The sequence below is a fragment of the Flavobacterium piscinae genome (assembly GCF_004122145.1).
GTDB classification, from domain to species: Bacteria; Bacteroidota; Bacteroidia; order Flavobacteriales; family Flavobacteriaceae; genus Flavobacterium; species Flavobacterium piscinae.
Genome location: NZ_SBKQ01000010.1, coordinates 95,292 through 111,895, shown reverse-complemented (window position 1 = coordinate 111,895; position 16,604 = coordinate 95,292). Strand labels below are relative to the sequence as shown.

At 32.0% G+C, this 16,604-nt stretch carries 15 protein-coding genes; 1 reads left to right on the top strand and 14 read right to left on the bottom strand.

Annotation, left to right across the window (positions count from 1 at the left end):
* Positions 1–9 precede the first annotated feature (9 nt).
* The 9 genes from EQG68_RS10630 to EQG68_RS10590 all read right to left on the bottom strand — a co-directional run bounded on the left by EQG68_RS10630 (position 10) and on the right by EQG68_RS10590 (position 6,935).
* Positions 10–837, bottom strand: coding sequence for a hypothetical protein (locus EQG68_RS10630; protein ID WP_129464867.1), 828 nt, complete (start codon positions 835–837; stop codon positions 10–12).
* Between the two features lie 330 nt (positions 838–1,167).
* On the bottom strand, positions 1,168–1,815 hold the full coding sequence (locus EQG68_RS10625; RefSeq protein WP_129464866.1) for a hypothetical protein: 648 nt from the start codon (positions 1,813–1,815) through the stop codon (positions 1,168–1,170).
* 252 nt (positions 1,816–2,067) lie between these two features.
* The gene (locus tag EQG68_RS10620) at positions 2,068–2,388 is read right to left on the bottom strand and encodes a hypothetical protein (protein WP_129464865.1); all 321 of its coding nucleotides are present in this window, start codon (positions 2,386–2,388) and stop codon (positions 2,068–2,070) included.
* A gap of 137 nt (positions 2,389–2,525) precedes the next feature.
* A complete protein-coding gene (locus tag EQG68_RS10615) occupies positions 2,526–3,065 on the bottom strand; it encodes a hypothetical protein (protein ID WP_129464864.1) in 540 nt (179 codons plus the stop codon).
* Positions 3,049–3,975: an ADP-ribosylglycohydrolase family protein gene (locus EQG68_RS10610; RefSeq protein ID WP_129464863.1), complete on the bottom strand. Its 927-nt coding sequence runs from the start codon at positions 3,973–3,975 to the stop codon at positions 3,049–3,051. The genes EQG68_RS10615 and EQG68_RS10610 overlap by 17 nt, the downstream gene beginning before the upstream one ends.
* Positions 3,972–5,009, bottom strand: coding sequence for a hypothetical protein (locus tag EQG68_RS10605; protein ID WP_129464862.1), 1,038 nt, complete (start codon positions 5,007–5,009; stop codon positions 3,972–3,974). Before EQG68_RS10605 ends, EQG68_RS10610 begins: the two co-directional genes overlap by 4 nt.
* Positions 5,010–5,031: 22 nt before the next feature.
* Positions 5,032–5,523 carry a hypothetical protein gene (locus EQG68_RS10600; protein WP_129464861.1) on the bottom strand — a complete coding sequence of 164 codons (492 nt, stop codon included), beginning with the start codon at positions 5,521–5,523 and terminating at the stop codon, positions 5,032–5,034.
* 3 nt (positions 5,524–5,526) lie between these two features.
* Positions 5,527–6,330, bottom strand: coding sequence for a hypothetical protein (locus EQG68_RS10595; RefSeq protein ID WP_129464860.1), 804 nt, complete (start codon positions 6,328–6,330; stop codon positions 5,527–5,529).
* 182 nt (positions 6,331–6,512) lie between these two features.
* Positions 6,513–6,935: a DUF6943 family protein gene (locus tag EQG68_RS10590; RefSeq protein ID WP_129464859.1), complete on the bottom strand. Its 423-nt coding sequence runs from the start codon at positions 6,933–6,935 to the stop codon at positions 6,513–6,515.
* 514 nt (positions 6,936–7,449) lie between these two features.
* Between EQG68_RS10590 and EQG68_RS10585 the strand changes: the two genes are divergently transcribed.
* Positions 7,450–7,644 (top strand): hypothetical protein, encoded by a 195-nt coding sequence (locus EQG68_RS10585; RefSeq protein ID WP_129464858.1) that lies wholly within the window; start codon positions 7,450–7,452, stop codon positions 7,642–7,644.
* Between the two features lie 1,550 nt (positions 7,645–9,194).
* Here EQG68_RS10585 and EQG68_RS10580 read toward each other — a convergent pair.
* From EQG68_RS10580 to EQG68_RS10560, 5 genes are all read right to left on the bottom strand, one after another.
* Positions 9,195–10,676, bottom strand: coding sequence for a Fic family protein (locus EQG68_RS10580; RefSeq protein WP_129464857.1), 1,482 nt, complete (start codon positions 10,674–10,676; stop codon positions 9,195–9,197).
* Between the two features lie 419 nt (positions 10,677–11,095).
* Positions 11,096–13,453, bottom strand: coding sequence for an EcoAI/FtnUII family type I restriction enzme subunit R (gene hsdR, locus EQG68_RS10575; RefSeq protein WP_129464856.1), 2,358 nt, complete (start codon positions 13,451–13,453; stop codon positions 11,096–11,098).
* Positions 13,450–14,409: a virulence protein RhuM/Fic/DOC family protein gene (gene rhuM, locus EQG68_RS10570; protein ID WP_129464855.1), complete on the bottom strand. Its 960-nt coding sequence runs from the start codon at positions 14,407–14,409 to the stop codon at positions 13,450–13,452. The genes hsdR and rhuM overlap by 4 nt, the downstream gene beginning before the upstream one ends.
* A gap of 58 nt (positions 14,410–14,467) precedes the next feature.
* A complete protein-coding gene (locus EQG68_RS10565) occupies positions 14,468–15,331 on the bottom strand; it encodes a hypothetical protein (protein ID WP_222845215.1) in 864 nt (287 codons plus the stop codon).
* A 65-nt stretch (positions 15,332–15,396) separates the two neighbouring features.
* The gene (locus EQG68_RS10560) at positions 15,397–16,602 is read right to left on the bottom strand and encodes a restriction endonuclease subunit S (protein WP_129464853.1); all 1,206 of its coding nucleotides are present in this window, start codon (positions 16,600–16,602) and stop codon (positions 15,397–15,399) included.
* Positions 16,603–16,604: the final 2 nt, after the last annotated feature.

The window sequence follows — 16,604 nt, the reverse complement described above, 5'->3', positions numbered from 1 at the left end:
TTTCTTAAATTAACATTTTTCAAACAGATATCTATTTTTAACGTAATTAAAATTCTTTGAGCCTATTAAAGTAATATTTTCATTTATATATTTTTCTAAAGACAAGAAGCCATAATACTTAATTTGTTTGTCCATTTTAATTTGAGCCAAAAAATCGTCAACTATCAATGAAAATTTGAAAAGCGTTTCTTGATAATTTTTCAAATCCATTTCAAATTGTTTACTAAATGGATAATCAAAACAAAGACTATATAGTTCAACTTTTTTTCCTAACAACTTACCATCCTTAATCGTCATTTCATTAATTATTCCAAGTAAATGGCAACATAATTGTTTAATTCCTTCGCCATAAATAGGTTTATCCAGAAACTGAATTTGGACATCTTTTATAAACGATATGAAAGAGATTGCGATTTCCTTGTTCCATTTATAATTTTCAAGATTAAAATATTTCTGATTATCCGGTTTATTAAAAATCTTATTCTTTCCACGTGAATTTACAATTTCGAACATTTTTACTTCATACATTTTGACTATTTCATTTTCGTCAATCGCTACATCAACACATGCTTTATGATTTGAAAATTTATCAAGAGCCCACATATCATATTCAAATTCAGCATGATCAACTCCTGAAAAAATATTAAAAGCTAGTGCTTGAGAACTTTTTAAACTACCAGCCCACCTATGAAATTTGAAATCTGGACGACGACTACCAAAAAAATTATCCTGTGCATTTTTCAAAACATGTTTGTGAGTACCATTTAAAACTAAAGTGTTTCCAGTTTTTTCAAAGCCGCTAACCGAATACTTAATTATTTCATCGTAGAAACTCATATAATTGTTTGTTAGATTTTGTTAATTATAGAATATTTTTTTTATTTAATAACTTTTTAAAGAATCAAATTTACACAATTTACAATGATTCAATATGTAAAAAAATAAACTGTTTTATTTCAAATGTTGAGAAATATAAAATATAATTGCGGGTTTGATTGCCCCGATAGTAATCGGGGTTTACCGAATATAAAGAAAACCTAGTCGCGAGACTGGTTTTTTTTATGCTCTACATTACATGGATAATGGCTTTCTGCGAAGCAAATGAAGTTCCTACTTTTATTTGAGAAAGAATTTTTATAAGAGAACAAGCTAGAAATGTATAGAATTCTAGTCGTTATTTATATCTGTTTCATTGAAATAAACCACAATTTCAGGAACTAATGCATGTTTAATTATCTCTCTTCTTTTCAAGACTATTGATTTTTCGACAGGTTGTAAATTTTCTTTTTTTAAAATGTCTATTACTATATCCATTCTCTTGACAATAAAATCATAGTTTGGATTTCTTATTCCAACAGGATTATTCATCATCAAATTTCCTTCTCTCCATCGAAAATTATAAGGTTTAAAACTCCAAGTAGAGGTAATATTTCGTTTTGAAATATCTTCTAAAAGTTTATGGTTTGTATCACCGTTGACAAATTTTGGAGGATCAAAATAAATATTCAATACAATAGCTTTACTGTTTCTCGTATTCGTTATAGTTAGCCAGTCATAATAAATGTCAAATAGGTAATTTTTGTAAACTCCATTTATTCCAACAAAATCATTTTCTCTTTCAATAGAAAAACCTTTTTGTATGAGTTTTCTAAATGCATCACTTTCAACAATATTACAATGTCTTTTATATCCATAATATTCTTCAAGATAAGACCAAATTACTAAAATAAGTGTTATTGCAATATATATCAAAATGCTTGTAAATACCTCTTTCAATGATAAGTAGAAAATAAATGCTAATGGGAGCGTTATCAAAGAAGACGACTTTAGTTCGTTTAGAAATTTGATGAAATTACTTTTCGTCATTGTTTTTTGTTATATTTTTTTTAAATAGCTACTTACTCGTTCATGTAATTTACAAAAGAAAGCATATCTCTCCAAAAAAGTTATGTAGGTTTAATAATTATTGGATTCAATCGTTTCAAATGTAAACAAAAGACAATACTTATTTCAATTACGTTTTATAGTTAACTGTAGCCGTAAAATTTGAACATTTGAATATTTTTTTTATTCTACCGTTACTTTTATAGAAAAATCGAATGTTTTGTTATGGCAGGATGGACAAAAATTACCAGTTGGATATATGATAAAATTGCCATATTTGAATTTATCAAGGTATTCCGGATGTTCGGACTGAAGTTCAATGTCGGTATAGACTTTATAAACCATCGGGTCATACATTTTGTAGTTGATGGTTTCCATCTTCCCCGTTTTAGTATTAATCGCCGGACCTAAACACACATTTTGAAATTTTAGGCGACCTCCTCCAAATTTGAATCTTTTGGAGTAGCTGCACGTGTTGCAAGTGCCTATCATTTCGTGTTCCATAACCTCGAATTAAATTTTTACTTATTTTCAAAAATACCTTTTAAATTTAATTTTGATGGATTTTTTAAGTACAGAATATTAACAAAATTATCGGTTATCAACAAATAAGACTACTTACTCCTATCACCAGGTTTCTTTTATTTTAAGAGTTCAAAATATTTAGAGTGTACTAATTTTTCATTGATATAGATATCAATTAAAAATTTATCCGCTCCAATATACTGCCAAAAGGGATTCATTTTTTTATCTAAAACACCGGTCTTTGTAATTTCCTTGTACAGACCAGAAGTTGCTTTATAGTAATAAAAATATATCTTGTTGTTTTTTATTTCCTGAACAATTTTAAAATCTTCTAATGTTGCTTCTATGTCCTGTTTGTTTTTATTTTCCTCCCATGCTGCCATTTTATATTTTCTGCTATACACGTCCATCAGCTTTTTATTGGTAGTATATTTTTCCGTTCCAATAAACGTTTTCGGTTTTGTATAAACTAAATATCTGAAGTTTAATTTTTCACCTTCTTCACCACTACATAAATTTATTTTAGCCTGTATGCCTTTATCTTTTAGATAAAATATTATCTTTTCATTTTCAAAAATAATGGCCTTCCTATCTTTGAAACTTGATAAAAAATAAATCACTACGACCCAACAAGCTATTTTAATTATCCTCCTCACTTTTACACAATTTAATGATATCCTTTTTCCTTGCTATAACTTCTAACCACTGAGTTGGAATATTTTCCAAGCCGTATATTAATCCAGCTAAACCACCTGTAACCGCTCCTGTTGTATCGGTATCATTTCCTAAGTTGACAGCTTTTAGTACTGCATCTTTGTAATTGTTGGTCTTTAATATGCACCAAATTGAAGCTTCCAATGTATCGATTACATAGCCCGAACTTTTAATTTGGTTTTCCTCGATTTTTGAAATGTCCTCTTTTAGTAATCTGCTGAACTTTTGAATTTCCAACGGATTTATTTTTCTGTATTCAAAGTAGTTATAGATTTCGATTTGAAGTTCGGAATACGCTTGAAATTTTTCTTTTCCATCAAGGATTTTTTTGGCAAACTCCAAATAATAAAAACAAGCCATGACCGAACGAACGTGTGCATGTGTGAGAGAAGATATTTTTTTGGTCCAATAGTAGCGTTCATCTCTATCTAAATCTTTTGTATAAAGCACAAGAGGCAAAATTCGCATGAGCGAACCGTTGCCGTTATCCATCTCTTCAAAGCCACCGGCTAATTCCGGCAGTTCGCCCTTTTCTAATCGTTCGATAGCTATACGTGTTCCGATGCCAATATCAAAAACCCAGCCGTGCGGTGTCCACAAATTATCATTTTTCCAAGCTACGAATTTTTGAGCAAGATGATTTACATCCAAACCCTCGATGATACTTTCTGCCAAACACAACATCAAGGAGGTATCGTCAGACCACGTGCCTTTGGGTTGGTAATGTGTACCATATTCCTGCATATCGGTTACAGGATTTTCTTTTAAATATGCTCTTGGTTTGAATTCAACCGGGACACCGAGTGCGTCTGCGGTGGCTGTTGCGAGGAGGATGGTTTGGAGTGGCTTCATTGGTAATGATTTAAACTAAATAAGAAATTCTTATATTCAGAATACTCTTCTTCAAATGAAAATAATGAGAATGACTGATAAATGTTTTTTAACAAATCAAATCTGTTTTTTTGTAAGTTATTATTTAACCATAAACTTACTATTGGATTTAATTCAACCCTTCCTCTTGCTGCTGGACTAAATGGAGTTATAGCATAAAACTCATTTACTATTTTATCAGAATTAGAAATTCTTATTTTAAAAATAATTTTGTAACTAAAATTAGATTGAATCAAATTTCTATTTTGATAACTAACTTCTATCCAATCTAATAATACTTCAAAATCAGAATTTTCTAATCTAAACTCAACTTTATAACCCAATTCTTGAATTGTTCTTATAAATAAATCAAAAGATTTAACATTAGAATCTTTTTCAACTACAATTAATCCATCTTTATTTATTTTAATATTTTTAGAAAAAGTTGTACTAGTATTAAATAAAATTGCGAGTAAGTCTTTCTTATTGAAAACATCGTTAACCATATGTATATTAGGTATTATGTTGTAAAGGTTTTTATCCTCTGCTGAGAATTTGTTGCCAACTTTTACTCTTCTAGTGAATTTAATAATGTCATCATATCTGATAAATCTAAAAATTAATTCATCGATTAATTCTTTTCGTCTTAAATCTCTATCCAACATGAGAATTTCATCAAAACAGTCTCCAATTAATAAAACATCCCACATACTACCTCTATTTCCGTGAAAAAAAGGAACAAGAGGTCTTTTTTGTTGATTAATTCCATTTTCAACTAAAATAGTATTGTCGTAAATATAACTGATTGGCGGAAAAGTTCCTATAATCATCTTATCATATCCTAGTTCGAATTCGGTATATTTATACGGATGTTTCTCAAACATGGGTTGAGCAGGCAATTGACCATTGTGTTCCAAAATGTAATTGGCAATGTGGTCATTGTTTTCCGGTTGATGATTCAAAGCATTAAATTGTGCTTCGGTTTCGTTTGGTAAACGTTTTTTTCTCAATAACATATCTATAAAATTTATATATTCCTTAATTCAATTCCATCTCATCAGGATCAACACCTGTTCGCATTGTAGCCAACATTTTTTCTACTTGGTCGTGTTTAGCCATGCTGTATTGTAGTTTAAATTGTTCATGGTATTCCGCTTCAGGTGTGTATTCGTAGTTCAGTGTTAAAGTGATTTTATACACAATTCTTTTGTCTTTTTCAAATCGACTCATAACATAAAACCAAGATTCTGTGAGCCTGATGTAAATTTTTTCATCGCCATCTGTAATCACTTCATATAGTTTTTCCAAATCTAACGCCATTAAAAATGTGCGATTTAACAATTTAAATTCAAAGCACAAGTTCACTTGTTCTCCACCATTGATAGTTAATTTTTCATGAAACTTAACATTTTGATGGGTTAATTCGTCCGGAGAATTAAGTATTTTTCGGTTATACCCTTGGTAGGAAGTTAATAATTTACCTCGTTCACGGAGACCAACAGGTACTATTACTATGTTTATAATTGGCATATTCTATTTATTTTCTGTTAATACTTTTCGTTCCAATGCGGTCAATTGTTCCAACCCTACAGCGTTGATTTTATCTAAAACTTCATCCAAGGTGATTTCATTGACTTGATCAAATTTGAACGGTTGAATATAATCATACAACATGTCTTCAAAATTCATGTTCAAATGAAAATGATGAATGGGCTCGTTTTCCATTTGAAAACTAAACCCCATGATGTATTTTTCAAGAATGTAAATTCTGGAAAGTTTAACGCGATTCAAATAGCCACCGCCAGTATAGTGCATTTTGAATTCTTCTAAAATGGTTTTGAATTTATCATTAAATGGAGAAAAAAAATCGCGTAAAGTAAAACCCAGTTCCAATACCTCTACACAGGTCACACAGCTAGTGAAATGTGGATGTATCATGTCTTCAAAATCATCTTTGTATTTTTGAAATGCCAGCAATTCAATACCCGTTTTGGCGTTGGTTCGGTTATTATTAAAAATCCAATCGATAAGGACCGACCGATACAGTTCTATTTCGTTTAATTGAATAGGAATGCATTGTTCTATAAATTCTTCTTTTACATAAATAGGTATGTCAATGGTTCTGAAATCATTTTTTTGAGCCGTACCAAAAAAGTAATCATTAATGATAAACATAAATCGCATTGGATTATCCTCATTTTGCTCTACTATACGATATCTGATAAAATCTTTTGTTGCATTAGCCTTAATAAAATCGTTAGTTGAACACCAATGATAGAAATTTTCAACTTTGGCATTTTGAAGGTCTAGTGCGATGATTTTGTGGTGAAAGGTCATAAATGTAGGAATTAATTTATAGGTCTGTATTAAATATATATACTAAATTTTTAAATTCCAATACATTTATTTTAAAAGTGTTAAAAAAAATATTTTATGTTAAATTTTCAGCTAAAATCATAAAAAGTTTAAATACAATCCTATAAGAAAGCCTAGTCTCGACTAGGCTCTTTTTGGAAATGCTACCTTTTACAGTACCGGTATAAAATAACCCTTCTGAGGTCATTTATGAGGTTGATGTTTTTGTGAAATTGGTCCTCTTTTTGCTCCAACAATTTGAGGGTTGCGATATCTTTTTTGTGCTGCTCATAATCTTGCATCATTTCATTGGATTTCAGCATCAGGTTTTTAGAAAAATCATGGATTCTGATGTAAGGTATCACGGAACCGATTAAAAACTGATGCCAAAATTTTATCCTCCAAAGGGATGATATAATGGCTTTCATGTGTTCGCAATCTTCGGAGCAATACAAAAGAATTACAAAGCAGTTCGGGCAAGGCTCATTTAAAGGTTTGCCTGTGTTCATTCCTTTACTGAGAATGAAAAAATGAGGGTTTGAGTAGGTTTCCCCGGTTCGGTGGTGTTTTAATTTAAAATTTATCATAACGTGGCGTTTAAAGAATTACTGACAAGACACACTTTTCCTATAAAATTTTTTTCCGCTGCGTTTCTATTGTTTTTCATCGGAAGCGGAGAATAATTATTGAATTTTTTCAATTAAATTTTGGAAACAATAATTATTTCAAAAGAAAAAAAAGAAAAAAAAAGAAAGCACTCTCTTTAAGTGGAGGGTTTCAAAAAAGCAAGTTTTTTTTAAAAAATACTACCACCCCGACACGTCTTATGAAAAAGATAGTTAGGTTAAACTTGATTCGGAGAGGTATGGGTGGTGGAGATTTTTTAAAAAACCCGAAGGGCTTGAACTTGCTTTTTTGATAACCCGGAACTTAACTTTGCTCTCTTTTTTTTTATTTTATTTTTTTTGATTCGGATTTGTATCTCTTTCCATGTAAGATAAATTATTGATAAACTTTAATCTCTTAAAAAAAACTCATCTTTAGATTTTAAATAAAATTTGATCCTTATTTAGTGACGATTAAATATTAATAAAATAACCAATGAAAGCTGAAACAGTATTCAATGTAGCCATCCATCTGTCAAAGGAAGAATTAATTAAATTACAAGTATTAGTTCAAAATAGAATTAATGAAAAACCAAAAAAAAGAAAAAAAAGGTATGATGATATAACTATGGAAGAAGCAATGGCATTTATCAAGAAGAGATGTTTTAGTAGAAAAGTTGGTTTGTATTAGATAAAGTCGAAATCAACTTTTTTTTAAAATGGAACGAGGATTGTCCCGTAGTGTCGGGAGGATTAGCTAAAGCTAAACGCGGATTTTCACTGATTTTGATAGCTTCGCTATTGTTTGATTTTCACGGATTTATTTCTGCTTTCATTTTTTATCTAATACCGCTTTGTATAAAATAGATTTTGTTTCGAAGGACGGTTTACTCTCGTACGGAGTTGGGGACGTCTTGCAAGGGTTTCTAATTTTGGTTCTGGATGAAATAACCAAAAAAACAATAACAACGCTTTTCATCCAGAACCAAAATTTGAAACTCTTGCTGGCACTTTTTGATTTTTGAGGGTGCGAGATAGTGTTCAGTATTCAGTTGTTAGAGTTGAGTGGATTCGGAGATGGATAGCACCTTCAAAAAACAATGCAAATACTTCCGATTTTACAAGATGTTAGGGAATATTTCTATCGAAGACCGGTTTGCTCTCGTTCGGAGTTGGGATTTTCTTGTAAGTGTTTCAAATTTTGGGGGCGGATAAAAAAAAAAAACAATAAAGACGCTTTTTATCCGAACACGAAATTTGAAACTCTTGCTGGCACATTTTGATTTTTGAGGGTGCCAAGGATAGTTTAAAAGTTTAAGGGTTTAAGAGTTTAAAAGTTGTTATGAAATGCCATAAGCACCTTCAAAAAACAATGCAAATACTACCGCTTTTTTTAAGTATTTAGGAAGAATTTATTACGGAGGATGAGCAAGTGTATAGTTTTTATTTGCTTAGCACTTATTTTCTGATTGTTTTTAAGGATTGCTGATGCCGGGAAAGGGTTGAAAAGTTGAAAGTTTTAGAAGTTTAAAAGTTCTTGATACCAATAAAGGCATCGGCAAGACTAAAAGCAATGATTACTAATCGCTTGAGCAAATCAAAACTATACTCTTGCGGATGATTTTATATTTTGAGGTTGCTTGGAAGGTTTAAATGTTTAAGGGTTTAAATGTTTAAATGTTGTTATGAAAACTAAAAGCAACTTCAAAATATAATGCAAATACTTCCGATTTAAGCGGTTCGTTGATAAAGACCATTGACAAAACGTTATTCGAAGTGAGGCTTTTAAGCAAAGGATAAATGTTCTTATGAAAACACAAAGTAAGACCCGCGAAGCCACGTGTTTTTTGAAGCTGGGTGGTGCGAGGAAAGCGAAAAAAATGTGTGGCTGGAGCGGGGCTTTCGAGCGTTGGCCGTGCGGCTTTTTTACATAATGTTATTATGGGGCAATGAATACTCTTGTTTCGGAGGAATACACTTCTTTATTGACCCATAATGCCACATTATGTAAAGAAGCTTTGGGAAAAGTTTTTGTTGCCGAGCACTCTCATTTATCGAAGGAATGCTTTTGTGGGCATACAAAAACTTTTTTGAGCGTTGGCAAGCGTTGGTGAACGGAGGACTAAAACGTTAAACCGGGCATATAAGAGTTTTTTTAGTTTTTTAGTTTTTTAAATTTTATTTGTTTTAAGATGATTTGTTAGTTTATTTTAACTTTTTAGTAGAGTAATGGTTATTTCATTAGAATTTTAATATTTTCAATTTGGCTTCGTCGTGTTCTTTAAAAGCGTTGCTTTGGGTTAACTGATTTTCAAGGGTTTCCATATCGATTGCGGATAGTGTAGCACTGAATTCTTGTACTCTTTGTAACATTCTGATATAAACTGCCGGATCATCGTTTCTTGTTAGTCTTCTTAATGCTCCCAAATAATCATCGCGGTAAACGGTTGGAATGATAATTCTTGTTTGGTTTGCTTTTACTAATTCGGCGTTCATCATGATTCTTGCTATTCTTCCGTTACCGTCCAGAAATGGGTGTATTTCACTAATCATAAACATGATGTAAGCTGCTTTGGCAAATGGTTCTTTTAATGCTTGATAATAGTCAAACCCCTTTATTAACGTTCCTCTTACTAAGGCATTGTCAACAAAATTTGTTTCTCCGGCACGGTTGTTTTTATCTTTGAATTGCCCCGGCTTTTTAGAGGTTCTGGCTGCTAAAAGTATTTGATGTCTGTATAGTAAAATATTCAATAATTCTTCCGGATTTGAAGGAGTTGTACTCATTTCCTTTTGATTACTTACTAATTTGTATGTGCCTAAAATGTCATGAGAATCTTCATCACGATTTGGAATTGGAGTCTCTGTTTGAATGATACTTTTGGCTTCTTCTATTTCAAAAATTGTACCTTCGATATAGTTAGAAAAATAGGCTTCAAAGAAAGCAATGTTTCTGAATGCATTGCTTTCTAAATTTCTGTCTTTATGGTCTTTGTAAGGTTGTTGCTGTAATTCTATAAATAGTTTTTCGAATACTTCAACACGGTGTTTGTCATATGGATTTCCTAACGCTCTTGCAAGTGCAAAAGGTGATGTTAGTATTTTTGACGGTTTTGAAGTTAACAAAGCACTTACCAATTTATTTAGTTTTTCAAACTCCTGTTGCATTTCCAATTTTTCAGCGATATCCCTTGCTTTATCTCTGAATTGATTTAATCCTTCCTCGCCTTTTACTTGAACGATTTGTTCTAATTTGGCTTCCATTTCGGGTAACGTAATGGTTTTTGATGTTGGACCTATTTGGCGTGAAGTTTGTAGATTTTCCAGAAAAGCTCTTTCTTGTTGTGACACAAATAATTCGCCGGTAAATGGATTATCTCCTTCTATCGCCGGTTTTCCTTCAAGGAAACGAATGGTTATCCCCGGGAGCTCAATTTTTTTTGTATAGGTGTAGGTAACAAATAGTTGGTTTGCTGCTGTAGGTTTGAATTCTAAAGCGGAGCGATGGCTTACTACCGCTCCCGGATAAAGTTTTCCTAAGATCGTAAAAATATTTCTTCTGATTATTACCGATTCAGGTTCATTGAAGTTTGACGTGTAGATTCTTGGAGCAATTTTTTTTATCTTTCCTTCTTCTTCCAGTTTGCTTACTTTCCGATTTAATTTACTATCACTTGTTGCAAAAATGATTTCTTGAAGATGGATTGGGATGTTCTTTTCCATTATAAATGCTTTTGAAACTCAAAATTAGCTTTTATTTTCCATTAAAGAGTTATTTAGTGTAAAAATTTTCCATTATAAATACATTGCTGGTTGATTTTCATTTCCTCTACAAGTGCTTTTTAGTGGAAAATAGTATTGCATTTTCCATTATAGACCTGTTTTTTGGAAGTATTTTCCAGTAATTACTCTTTATATCACTAGAAACTGTAACTCATTCGTTTTAAATTTGTTATAAAACCTTTCGTTATTTCACACTTTTATTAACCGAACGCCTTTTGGTTTTTTAATGCTTTGTAATTTATTAACTATAAAAGGTTTATGCCTTACAAATACACTCCGACTTTAGTTTCCAACTCGTTAATGAATTCATAATTTGATTGGTTAAACCAATATTTTCAATTTCCTAACCGATTTAAAATTTACACATACAAATACTTTTGGTACTCAATAAAATTGTTTCGAATGGTTTTTAAATCGCCAAGGATTGGTTTTGCATCGGCGATGGTTTTGTATTTTAGTTGCAAGAAGGTGCCGAGTTTTTCATCGTCTAGCTCATAAACTCCATTCAAAATGTATTGATTGAGTACAAATTCCAAAAATTCTTGGTGGTTGGCGTTTAATTCTTTAAAATGTTCTCTCATTTTGGCTGCCCGTTGTTCTCTTTCCAGTATTTCTGATTGATAGGCAACATAAGATAGAACATCGTAAATATCGCTGTTTTCTGCCTTGAGAATTTTTTGAAATTCTGCCAATTGTTCTCTTGTAAACCCTTTATCAGCCAATTTTTCTAATAATGATTTACGCGTTGCCGGTACACTCCATTGTTGTTTTAAATCTGCTTCAGACAGAAATAATTCGGGAACTGTACCATACAATGATTTTAGAAACTCCGGTGCTGAAATCGGTTTTCCGTCCGGACTCCAAAATGAGGTTGTTGCAATGGATTGCAATTGACGTGCTTTTCCATCTGACAAAATCACTTCTATCACTTCTTTTTGATTTTCGCAACGACACTCAATGTACCCACATTTTTCACATGGCTCTTTTTCGGGTTTCGGACATATACATGGCTTTTGTCCACAAATTGTACACACACGCAATGGTATGCCGGGTTCTTTTGGTTCCGGTTCTAATGGTTCACCATCCCAAGCCGGATCATTAAAATGCTTATAGGCCTTGACAAAGTCGTAAATTGTGAAATAATCTTTTCCATCAAACAATCGTGTTCCTCTTCCCACAATTTGTTTGAATTCAATCATTGAATTTACCGGACGCATCAACACAATGTTTCTTATTTCAGGAGCATCAACACCCGTACTCAATTTTTGTGATGTAGTGAGAATAGTAGGTATCGTTTTTTCATTATCCTGAAAATCTCTTAAATATTTCTCACCCAACGCTCCGTCATTTGCGGTTACTCTTTGGCAATAATTCGGGTTTTTACTTTCACTATGTTGGTTAATTAAATCACGTACAGCCAACGCATGGTCTTGTGTAGCACAAAACACTAAAGTCTTTTGGTTTTGATTGATGAGCTTTAAAAACTCTTTTACCCTAAATTCTTCCCGTTGTTTTATGGCTATGATTCTATTGAAATCGCTTTCAGTATATTCTCTGGCCACATCAATTTCACCGGTAACCAAAATATCATCCGGTGTGAATTGGTATTCATCTATATTGGTCTGAAATTGTTTGACCCTAAACGGTGTTAAGAATCCATCGTTAATCCCTTCTTTTAATGAATACACATATACCGGTTCGCCAAAATATTTGTACGTATCTCCATTTCCATCCCGTTTTGGAGTTGCGGTTAATCCCAGTTGGGTTGCCGGTTCAAAATATTCTAATATGGCTCTCCAAGTACTTTCGTCGTTGGCTCCCCCGCGGTGACATTCGTCTATGATGATAAAGTCGAAAAAGTCTTTTGGGTATTGTCCAAAATTGGCTTCTTCACCTGACATAAAGGTTTGAAAAATGGTAAAGAAAATGCTGCCATTGGTGGGTACTTTTCCTTTTTTGCTAATTTCTGAAGGTTTAATACGAACTAATGCATCGTCTTCGAAAGCACCAAACGCATTAAATGCTTGGTCGGCTAAAATGTTTCTGTCGGCTAAAAATAAAATTCTTGGACTACGGATTCCGTCTTTATTCATGTTCCATTTGGCATGGAATAACTTCCAAACGATTTGAAAAGCTACTGCTGTTTTTCCGGTACCGGTGGCTAACGTGATTAATATACGTTTTCGTTCTGTAGCCACTGCTTTCAGCACTTCATTGATGGCGTTTTGCTGGTAATATCTTAATTCCCATGAGCCGCCTTTTGTTTCAAAAGGTATTTTGTGGAATTTCTGTTCCCAATCGAAAGAATTGGGGTTGTTTTGTTTTTCTATTTTGTATAGTTTATTCCATAACTCCTCCGGTGTAGGTACCTCATCAATGTCGTCTTCTCTGCCCTGTAAGTCGGCCATGTAGTATTTTCGACCATTGGTGCAAATGGCAAAACGAAGATTTAAGCGAGTGGCATATTCTTTGGCTTGTGCCAATCCTTCCGTGTAATAACACCCTTCTGCTTTGGCTTCTAAAACCGCTACATTTCGGTTGTTGAATTGAAGAATATAATCCGCTTTATCGGGCATAGCTCTTTTGCCACTCCCCAATAAACGTCCTTTGGTGATGGGATATTCTCTTCGGATTCTACTTTCCGGAACTACTGCCCAACCTTGTTGCTGCAAGTGCGGGTCAATTAATTCGGCACGGGTTTCGGATTCGTTTCTCATTTGTTTCTATTTAATACACTTATCACTAATTTTTTAACTGTTTCCATTTCTTCTGCTTTACTAGAAGCAATAAACAACGTTAAACTAGCCAAAGTATCATTGCTAATTATTAGTTTATATTCATTAGTATACAACATTTTGTTTTGCTCTAAGAATTTAAGAAAACAAGCCGCTGCAATTCGTTTATTACCATCTACAAAAGCATGGTTTTTTACAATTAAATACAACAATGTTGTTGCTTTTTCTTCTAAAGTTGGGTAAAAATCTTGGTTATCAAATCCTTTTTCGATTTGTGCAATAGCACTTTTAAATCCACCATCTTTTTCGATACCAAAAACATCACTATCAAAATCTTGTAACATACTTTTTAGTACCATTTGATAGTCTGACAAAGTAGGATAAATGGCTTGTTTTTTGGTTAAACCTTTCGTATCTAAACGTTCATGGTCGTAGTCATCTAATAGCGTTAACCCTTTTGCAAAGGTTTCTAGAAAACTAGTGTTGTTTTCTTGATTTTCGATAGCTTTACCTACGCTTCTTGCTAAAATTTGAATACCGTTTTTAAGTATTTTTATTTCTTGTTCTTTTTGTGCTAGGCGTTTTTCGTTGAGGGAATAGCCTTGAACTAATAATTCTTTCAATCGTTTTGTAGCCCATTGACGGAATTGTGTACCTTGTTTTGATTTTACTCGATAGCCTACCGAAATGATTACATCGAGATTGTAAAAAGCTACAGGTTTGTCTGAATTTGCAATATGCATTTTTTGCATATTGCTTTTTTCTTCTAATTCACCTTCTTTAAAAATATTTTTAATGTGACGCGATATAACCGATTGGTCTCTTTGAAACAATGCTACCAACTGTTCTTGGTTTAACCAAACTGTATCGCTTTCAAATTGAACTACAATTTCAACTGAATTATCATTTGCTGCGTAGATTTCTATTTGGCTTTCCATAATTGATAGATTATTGCTATTTTCTATTGAAAGATTGTTTATTTTTTGAACATTAGATTTAAGCTACACTATTATCTTTCGCTTTTTGAACAATTTGTTTAATTACTTCTAAATTAGATTTTAAATCGGATTCTTTTAAGCGTACTCTATATCTTCTCCAACCTGTTTCATAATCTAAAATATCCAAATCAGATTCATTTAATAATTGATCAATTTCATCTGATTTATCGTGTCTTATTGACATAATAACCGTACTTTTTCTTGGCTTAAAATTGATAAAGTTATTGGCTACGCCTTCTTTTTCTAATCCTATGTAATGTTTATTGTATTTTAAATTGAAGCTAGAAGTTATATCAGCTAAATCTGCATAAATTTTATCTACAAACTTAATCATGTTTTTGGTAGATTTTTTCTCCCAGTAAGCTCTATCTGTTGGTTCTGATTGGTTGTCTTCTTCTAATAAATCTAATCTTACTTCATCAATTACTTTAGTAAAAAAAAGCGAAATATTATCACCAACTTTAATTGCTTTTACTTGAATAGCTATGAAAGGAATATACCCATTGAATAATGAGATTACATTTAAAAATCGGCTTGTAATATCTTCCGCTATAATTACAGCACAATGTTCGTATTGAGGATTGCGTTTGCGTTCGATATCCCAATACTCTAAAGTTCTAATGATATGACTTTCATCTGTTTTACCTAACTGTATTTCTACTTCATAACGGCGATTGCTTTCTGGGTCATACAAAATGGTATCTAAACGACCACCGCCTACCATCATTTTCTCTGAGTAGCGAAATTCTAAATCACCTAACCCAATTATGGATGGGTCTTCTTCAATACGAGCTTGCAACCATTTTTCGTTGTACTCAGCACTTGATTTTAAATTAATTATTTCTGGTTTAAGATATTTCATTGTCATATTTTACTTTTTTAAATGCTACTTTTTGAGATTCCTACGGAATGACAAAACGGATGTGTTTAGACCAACTCCCCTTTAAACGCTTTTTCTAAAATACTTTTTTTGAGTTCTTCTAGGTTAGCTAGTTTTTGTTTGTATTTGGTTACTAATAAATTGGTTTGTTCTTGTAATTGGTCTAGTTGGGTTACGATTTTTTGTTGTTCTTCTAAAGTGTTTGGAATATATACTTCATATTCCTTAATTTTTTCAATAGTTAATGCACTGTAAGCAGCACCTTTCGCTAAACTTTTCAAATTTTCTACAAAAGTTCTGAGTAAATATTTTAAATAAAAAGAATTAACATCATTAAAATCTTTAAACCACACAATATTTCCATCTTTGAAATAAAATCTGTTTTCATTTTCAATTACTAGAATTTCACCAATTGTTCCAACCGCTGACATTAGTATATCTCCAATTTTTGGTACACCAAATTTTTCTTTTATTTCTAAATATTTTTCCTCAGATATAAATAATTCTAATGATATTTCTTTATCGTTAGCTAATTCTTTAATTTCCTTGGTACGATAAAAGGGGATACCTTCTTTAACATACTCACTTTTATATATCCTTTTACTTGAAGTAATTATACCTAAATTACCTAGTTTGTGTTTATCATACCCAAAGTCATCACCTTTTTGAGAAAAAATTTGATTCAATTTGGATTGAAACAATTCTTTAGCGTTTGTAATGTTTTTTTCGATGTTGGTTTTGGCTTGGTCTATGGCTGCAAAAGCTTGGTCGAGTTTGGCTACTATGGTGCGTTGTTCTTCTAGAGAAATAACCATAACAGGTATTTTCTTTAATTCTTTGACTGAAGCTACATTTTTTATTGCTGCACCTTTTACATCTGCGTTTAAAAACTCAAAGAAAATAGTACTCTTCATATAATATTCAAGAAATCTTGAATCTAGTTTTGAAGATGGAGTAATTTTTAACAATGCCTGATTTATAATACCTTTTTTAACACCTTTTGGTACAATAGCGACTTTTCCCAATGTACCTGAACAGCTCATTATTAAATCGTTTGGTTTTACTTCAAATCTTTTCATTTCATTGAATTTACTTTCATCAATAAAATATCTAATTTGATCAAACTGATTGTAAATAGCATGTTGTTGTTCGTAAACTGCTATACCATCATTGACAAAAATGTTTTTCTTTAAGCTTCCACCAAAAGGACCACGAACAAGCTCTGCGATTTTACCTAATTCAATATATTCCATTT

Bases quoted from the DNA above. Each gene is read 5' to 3' on its own strand.
- EQG68_RS10580 (WP_129464857.1), bottom strand. From the start codon at position 10,676: ATGGAAAAGAACATCCCAATCCATCTTCAAGAAATCATTTTTGCAACA.
- EQG68_RS10600 (WP_129464861.1), bottom strand. From the start codon at position 5,523: ATGCCAATTATAAACATAGTAATAGTACCTGTTGGTCTCCGTGAACGA.
- hsdR (WP_129464856.1), bottom strand. From the start codon at position 13,453: ATGAGAAACGAATCCGAAACCCGTGCCGAATTAATTGACCCGCACTTG.
- EQG68_RS10610 (WP_129464863.1), bottom strand. From the start codon at position 3,975: ATGAAGCCACTCCAAACCATCCTCCTCGCAACAGCCACCGCAGACGCA.
- EQG68_RS10605 (WP_129464862.1), bottom strand. From the start codon at position 5,009: ATGTTATTGAGAAAAAAACGTTTACCAAACGAAACCGAAGCACAATTT.
- EQG68_RS10585 (WP_129464858.1), top strand. From the start codon at position 7,450: ATGAAAGCTGAAACAGTATTCAATGTAGCCATCCATCTGTCAAAGGAA.
- EQG68_RS10620 (WP_129464865.1), bottom strand. From the start codon at position 2,388: ATGGAACACGAAATGATAGGCACTTGCAACACGTGCAGCTACTCCAAA.
- EQG68_RS10595 (WP_129464860.1), bottom strand. From the start codon at position 6,330: ATGACCTTTCACCACAAAATCATCGCACTAGACCTTCAAAATGCCAAA.
- EQG68_RS10630 (WP_129464867.1), bottom strand. From the start codon at position 837: ATGAGTTTCTACGATGAAATAATTAAGTATTCGGTTAGCGGCTTTGAA.
- EQG68_RS10565 (WP_222845215.1), bottom strand. From the start codon at position 15,331: ATGAAATATCTTAAACCAGAAATAATTAATTTAAAATCAAGTGCTGAG.
- EQG68_RS10560 (WP_129464853.1), bottom strand. From the start codon at position 16,602: ATGGAATATATTGAATTAGGTAAAATCGCAGAGCTTGTTCGTGGTCCT.
- EQG68_RS10590 (WP_129464859.1), bottom strand. From the start codon at position 6,935: ATGATAAATTTTAAATTAAAACACCACCGAACCGGGGAAACCTACTCA.
- rhuM (WP_129464855.1), bottom strand. From the start codon at position 14,409: ATGGAAAGCCAAATAGAAATCTACGCAGCAAATGATAATTCAGTTGAA.